General features: G+C 70.3%; 7 protein-coding genes. 3 read left to right on the forward strand and 4 right to left on the reverse strand.

Features of this window, described 5'->3' with window-relative positions; all coding sequences use genetic code 11:
- Positions 1-1473 (reverse strand): MOSC domain-containing protein (locus WA805_RS23415; RefSeq protein WP_425243414.1); only part of this gene is annotated, 1473 nt, incomplete at its 3' end.
- A complete protein-coding gene (locus tag WA805_RS23420; RefSeq protein WP_422289624.1) occupies positions 1470-1898 on the reverse strand; it encodes a cupin domain-containing protein in 429 nt (142 codons plus the stop codon). The genes WA805_RS23415 and WA805_RS23420, both read right to left, overlap by 4 nt.
- Positions 1899-2145: 247 nt before the next feature.
- On the opposite strand from WA805_RS23420, the gene WA805_RS23425 reads away from it, so the two are divergent.
- Positions 2146-3072 (forward strand): DUF805 domain-containing protein, encoded by a 927-nt coding sequence (locus WA805_RS23425; RefSeq protein WP_422338930.1) that lies wholly within the window; start codon positions 2146-2148, stop codon positions 3070-3072.
- A gap of 101 nt (positions 3073-3173) precedes the next feature.
- On the opposite strand, the gene WA805_RS23430 is transcribed toward WA805_RS23425, so the two are convergent.
- Together WA805_RS23430 and WA805_RS23435 are read right to left on the reverse strand one after the other, a co-directional pair.
- On the reverse strand, positions 3174-4112 hold the full coding sequence (locus tag WA805_RS23430) for a ribose-phosphate diphosphokinase (protein ID WP_422289620.1): 939 nt from the start codon (positions 4110-4112) through the stop codon (positions 3174-3176).
- The gene (locus tag WA805_RS23435; protein ID WP_422338549.1) at positions 4102-4791 is read right to left on the reverse strand and encodes an adenylate kinase family protein; all 690 of its coding nucleotides are present in this window, start codon (positions 4789-4791) and stop codon (positions 4102-4104) included. The genes WA805_RS23430 and WA805_RS23435 overlap by 11 nt, the downstream gene beginning before the upstream one ends.
- 70 nt (positions 4792-4861) lie before the next feature.
- Here WA805_RS23435 and WA805_RS23440 point away from each other — a divergent pair, with 70 nt between their 5' ends.
- Together WA805_RS23440 and WA805_RS23445 are read left to right on the forward strand one after the other, a co-directional pair.
- A complete protein-coding gene (locus WA805_RS23440) occupies positions 4862-5320 on the forward strand; it encodes a hypothetical protein (RefSeq protein ID WP_425243415.1) in 459 nt (152 codons plus the stop codon).
- A gap of 74 nt (positions 5321-5394) precedes the next feature.
- Positions 5395-5727: a DUF3817 domain-containing protein gene (locus WA805_RS23445; protein ID WP_422279223.1), complete on the forward strand. Its 333-nt coding sequence runs from the start codon at positions 5395-5397 to the stop codon at positions 5725-5727.
- Positions 5728-5892: the final 165 nt, after the last annotated feature.

Below are 5892 nucleotides of genomic sequence, written 5' to 3' on the forward strand. Positions count from 1 at the left end.
TCCCGGCGCCCCCGGCGGCTGGTGCGGCGGCGGGCGGTGCTGCGCGGTGAGCCCGGGGTTGATGGCGTCCAGCACGCCGAACAGCTCGGTGAAGATCCGCGCGGGGTCCGTGCCGAGCGTGGTCAGGGCGGCGCGCATCCCGGTCATGAACCCGGCGGGCCCGCAGATATAGGCGGCCGCCGCGGCGGCCGGGATGCGCAGCTTGGCGAGCCCCTCCCTAGTGATCCGGCCGGAGGCGGCGTGCGCCCGGTGGCGCTCGGCCGGCGTGGCCGCGCTGTAGAAGATGTGCTCACGGGCGTGCGGCAGGGAGGCGAGCAGGGCGTGCGCCTCCTTGGCGAACGGGTGCTCGGCAGGTCCGCGCGCCCCGTACAGCCACCACACCTCACGCTCGCTGCCGGCGGCGCCGAGCTGGTACAGCATGGACAGCACCGGGGTGACCCCGATGCCCGCGGAGATCAGCAGCACCGGGCCGGTGCCGTCGTCGAGGGTGAACTCGCCGCGCGGCGCGGCCACCTCCAGCAGCGCGCCGGGCTCCAGGTGCTGGTGCAGCCAGCCGCTGGCCACGCCGTGCGGCTCCCGTTTGACGCTGATCCGGTACGTGCTGGCGTCCGGCGCCGACGACAGCGAATAGGAGCGCACCGGGACCGGCTGCGCGGCGCCGGTGACCCGGACCGTCAGGTACTGCCCGGCCCGCGCGGCCGGCAGCGCGGTGCCGTTGCCGGCCGTCAGGTAGACCGAGCACACCGCCGCGTCCTCATGCACGATCTTGGTGACCCGCAGTTCCCGGAACCCCGGCCAGGCAGGACCCGCCTCCGGGGCCGGGGCGGCCAGCATGTCGCGGAACGAGCCCTGCCAGCCCGGGCTGAGCGCGCCGATCCGCAGTGCGGCGCGCAGCTTGCCGGTGTCCGGGCCGGGCAGGTACAGCAGTGCGTCGGTGCCCGCCACCGACAGCGCCTCCGGCCCGGTGCTGATCTTGACGATCTGATCGCCGGCCTGGATGCGTCCCTCGGCGAGCACTCGCAGGTAAAAGCCGGGCCGGTGATGAGACACCAGCAGCGCCGGCAGCTGCGGCTCGCCCACCCGCATGCCCACCCGGTAGCAGGTCACCCGTGGCTGGGTGACCTCGAACTCCGCCTCGCCGATCCGGTACCGGTCACCGATGCACACCTCGTCGTCGGGCAGCCCGTCGACGGTCAGGTTCTCACCGAACATCCCGTACACGAAATCGTCGCGCCCGAAGTGCTGCTCCCAGTGCCGGTAAGAATCGAGCTGGTAGACGAACACCGCCCGCTGCTCACCGCCGTGCCCGGCCAGGTCCCCCTGCCCGTCTCCGTCGATATTCAGCCGCCGCACCATCACCGGCCCAGTCACCGGGTCCTTCCAGATCCCGGTGTGCACCGTCTTGCCCTGCCAGGGGACGTCTTTCGGCAGGCCGACGTTGACGGACACGACGGCCGGCACGGGGACGGTCACCGGTCCGGCTGGGTGTCCGGCCAGAGGCTTTCCAGGTTGACGACGATCGCTTCCTGGCTGCTGCGGGCGATCACGACCACGGCTTCCTCTGCGCCCGGGTTCTCCTCGCGGTGCGGCACGTACGGCGGGACGAAGATGTAGTCGCCCGGCTGGGTTTCCAGCCGCACTTCCTTGTCGCCCTCGGCGAAGACGAACGCCGGCGTCCCGGAGACGACGTAGATCGCCGTCTCCGCCTCGCCGTGGTGGTGGTCGCCGGACTTGACGCCAGGGGCAACGTGCGTCTGCCCCATCCACAGCTTCTCCGCGCCGGCGGTCTTGCCCGAGATCGCCTCCCAGCGGGTCATCCCGGTCGTCTGGCCGGTGTCGCCGCCCAGCGCGCCGCCGCGGATCTGCTTCAGCGGACGGTGCCAGAGGTCGTCACTCATCGCGTCCCCATTTCTTCCGGCTTCCAGGTCGGTATGGTAGGCGAAACACCGCCGCGGAGCACGGGCGGGGCCGGCGCCGCGGTCAAGGGCGCGATCGTCGCGCTGGTTGTTCCCGGGAGTCCCACAGGCACCAATTAAGGTATTTATCCGCACCAATGACGGCATTTAGCTGCGCGCACTCGGCAAACCGCTGGAAAATCGCTCCGTCCGCACATGGAACCCCGAAACGGGGATTCGGAGGTAAGACGTGAGTACTCCCCAGAGCCCGTATGGTGCAGGCCAGGATCCATGGGCCCAAGACGGGGGCGCCAGCCAGGATCCGAGGAACCGAGGCGGGGGCGCCAGCCAGGACCCGTGGAGTCAAGGTGGGGGCGCCGGACAGAACGGTTACGGTCAGTCCAGTTCCTCTCAGGGCGGCTACGGCCAGGGCGGCGGTTACGACCAGGACGGCGGCTACGGCCAGGGCGGCGGCTACGGTCAGCAGGGCCAGTCCCAGGGCGGCGGGTACGGCCAGCCGCAGGGCGGCGGTTACGGCCAGGGCGGCGGGTACGGCCAGTCCCAGGGCGGCTACGGCCAGCCCCAGCAGGGCGGCGGCTACGGCCAGCCCCAGCAGGGCGGCGGGTATGGCCAGTCCCAGGGCGGTTACGGTCAGCAGCAGCCCAGCTACACGCCCCAGGGCGGCGGCTACGGTCAGCAGGGTGGTTACCCTCCCCAGGCCGGCTATGGCCAGCAGGGCGGCTACGGCCAGCAGCCCGGGTACGCGCCGCAGGGCGGCTACGCGCCGGCCGGCCCGCAGGGCTACCTGCAGGGCGGCCCGGTGGACTTCCGCGACGCGGTCAACCTGGGGATCCGCAACGCGTTCACTTACACAGGCCGCGCGTCGCGGTCCGCGTACTGGTGGTTCGCCGCGTTCGAGGTGGTCGCCTGGATCGGCGTGCTGATCCTCGCCCTGATCTTCAGCGCGATCCACGTTGGAGCCATCTCCGTCCTGCTCTACGTGGTTGCCGCGATCGCCGCGTTCCTGATCAGCATCTCGCTGACCGTTCGCCGCCTGCACGACCAGGACAAGTCCGGGTTCTGGTACTTCATCGCGTTCGTGCCGTTCATCGGCGGGATCTGGCTGCTGGTCCTCACGCTGCTCGAGGGCACCCGCGGCCCGAACCGCTTCGGCTGAGGCCGAGGCCGAGGCTCAGGCCGAGGCTCAGGTTCCGCGGAGGCGCAGGCTGACGACCAGCCTGCGCCTCCGCTGCGCTGACCGGGCTACCGCTGCCGGGGCTAATGCTGGAACAGCGCGCTCACGGACTCGCCGTCGTGCGTCCGGCGGATGGCCTCGGCCAGCGCCGGCGCCACCGACAGCACGGTGAGCTTCGGGTGCGTCGTCGGCATCGGCACCGAGTTCGTGCTGACGATCTCGATCACGTCCTCGGCGGCGGCCAGCTTCTCCAGCGCGCCATCGGCGAACAGGCCGTGCGTGCACGCCACGCAGATCGACCTGACTTCGTGCCGCCGCAGCACCGACAGCAGCTCGAGCACGGTCGTGCCGCGGGCGATCTCGTCGTCCACGATGATCACGTCCCGGTCCGCCACGTCGCCGATGATGGCGGAGATCGAGACCTTGTCGTCGCTGAGCCGCTCCTTCGCGGCGGCCGCGACCGGCAGCCCGAGCCGCCGCGCGAACGCGGCCGCGCTCTTGGCGTAGCCCAGGTCGGGCGACACCACGACCGCGCGGGACAGGTCGCGCTGGCGGAAGTGGTCGGCGAGTTCCCGCAGCGCGTGCAAGTGATCCACCGGGACAGAGAAGAACCCGTGCACCTCCTGCGAGTGCAGGGTGAGCGTGAGCACCCGGTTGACGCCCGCGGTGACCAGCAGGTCCGCGACGAGCCGGCCGGCGATCGAGATGCGCGGGGCGTCTTTCTTGTCCGAGCGAGCGTACGCGTAGTGCGACATCACCGCCGTCACCCGGGCGGCGGAAGCCCCCCTGGCCGCGTCGGCCATCAGCAGCAGCTCGACCAGGTTCTCCTGCACCGGTGGCACCAGCGGCTGGATCAGGTACACGTCACGCTCCCGGCAGTTCGCCTGCAACTGCACCTGGAGGCAGTCGTTGGCGAACCGGGTGGTGCGCACCGGGCGGCGCGGCACGCCGAGATCCGAGCAGATCTCGTCCGCCAGTTCCGGGTGCGCGCGCCCGCCGAAGATGACGATGTCAGCGTCCACTGACTCCCTCCGTCTCGCTACCGCCCGCATCGGGTGCGACAAACGGCGGCAGCCCCAGCTTGGACCTGATCTCCTGCTGCACGGCATCACGATCGGCCCGGGCGTCAACCGTGATCACGAGCTCCTTGCGCCGGAACAATTCGAGCACCGGGTTGGTCTTCTCGTGATACTCGCGCAGCCGTACCGCGAGCGCCTCCTCCGTGTCGTCGTCCCTGGTGGTCAGCTCCCCGCCGCACGAATCGCAGCGCCCGGCCTCGCGCGGGCTGTCGCCGATCAGGTTGTAGTCCATGCCGCACTCGGCGCACAGCCGCCGGTTCAGCACCCGGCGGCGCACCTCGCTGTCCGGCAGATCGAGGTAGATCACCGCGTCGATGTCGTAGCTTTCCATGAAGAACTCGGCCTGCCGTGCGCTGCGCGGGAAGCCGTCGATAAGAAACCCGTAGTTCCAGTCGTGCTCGGCCAGCCGGCGCTGCACCACGGACTCCGCAACGTCGTCCCCGACGAGCTCCCCGCCGTTGATAATCCGCTGCACCTGCGCGCCCATCTTGGTGTGGTTCAACACATTCCACCGGAAGATGTCGCCCACGCTGATATGCACCAGGTCCAGGTCTCCCGCGAGCATCTCGCTCTGGGTGCCCTTCCCGCTGCCCTGCACGCCCATGATCACGTACTTGCGCATGACATCACCTTGGCACACCGGCGGCCGACGGGGATCACGAGCCGGCCGGCGAAGCGATACGCTCATGACCATGGAAACCCCAGGCCCCGCTCTCCAGGGCACCCAGGGCGCCGCCCCCGTGTGGCGGTTCCTCATCACGCCGCGCTGGCTTGGCTGGCACGTGCTGATGGTCGTGGCGTGCTGGGGCATGCTCTGGCTGGGTGACTGGCAGCTGCACCGTGCGCTGTCCGGCAATGGCTTGAGCTGGGCCTACACGTTCGAGTGGCCGCTGTTCGCCGGCTTCGCCGTGGTGTTCTGGGCCAGGACGATCAGGGACGAGTTCCGGATCAGGCGCGGCGGCGGCGAGGTCCCCGAGGGCGCCGAGGCAGTCAGCGCGGCGCAGAGCCTGCCGGCCGGGCTCGGCAACGCGCAGGTTCAGCAGCCCGCCGACGACGCGGACGACGCGGAGCTGGCCAAGTACAACGCCTACCTCGCCCGGTTGAACGATGAGGTCAAGGGCACCCACGGCAAACGCTACGGGTTCAGGTAACCGGCACAAGACGACGAGTGTTAAGCACAAGGCGACGAGTCAAGCAAAGGCAAGAGAGCAAGGAGGCGCCCGAGATGCACGCGGCTGTGCTGCGCTACCGGGTGATGGCATACATAACCGGCGTGGTGCTGATAGTGCTGTGCTTCGTCGGGATCCCGCTGCAGATCGCCGGGTACCCCGCGGTCGCCAACGATGTCGGCGTCCTGCACGGCATCCTGTACATCATCTACCTGGTCTGCGCCTGGATGCTGTCGCGCAAGCTGGCGCTGACCAACGGGCAGACCGTCATCCTGCTGCTGGCCGGCACGGTCCCGGTGATGACGTTCATCGTGGAGCGCTGGGCCACCCGGCGGTTCATCAACCCGGCGCTCGCCGCGGCGCCGTCGGCCGAGCCCGTGAGCCGGTGACCTCGCAGCATTACTTCGAGCCCCAGCCCAAGGCCGCGCACCGCCCGGGCCTGGTCCGCGTCGTGCTGCCGGACGTCTACCTGGAGCTCGCCACCGACTCCGGGGTGTTCTCCCCCGGCCGCCTCGACCCCGGCACCCGGCTGCTGCTCGAGCGCGCCCCCGCGC

The organism is Trebonia sp. (assembly GCF_049794275.1).
Lineage (GTDB): Bacteria > Actinomycetota > Actinomycetes > Streptosporangiales > Streptosporangiaceae > Trebonia.

What these genes read in the sequence shown, in the direction of transcription:
- WA805_RS23420 (WP_422289624.1), bottom strand. Translation starts at nt 1,898, where the DNA reads ATGAGTGACGACCTCTGGCACCGTCCGCTGAAGCAGATCCGCGGCGGC.
- WA805_RS23435 (WP_422338549.1), bottom strand. Translation starts at nt 4,791, where the DNA reads ATGCGCAAGTACGTGATCATGGGCGTGCAGGGCAGCGGGAAGGGCACC.
- WA805_RS23440 (WP_425243415.1), top strand. Translation starts at nt 4,862, where the DNA reads ATGGAAACCCCAGGCCCCGCTCTCCAGGGCACCCAGGGCGCCGCCCCC.
- WA805_RS23445 (WP_422279223.1), top strand. Translation starts at nt 5,395, where the DNA reads ATGCACGCGGCTGTGCTGCGCTACCGGGTGATGGCATACATAACCGGC.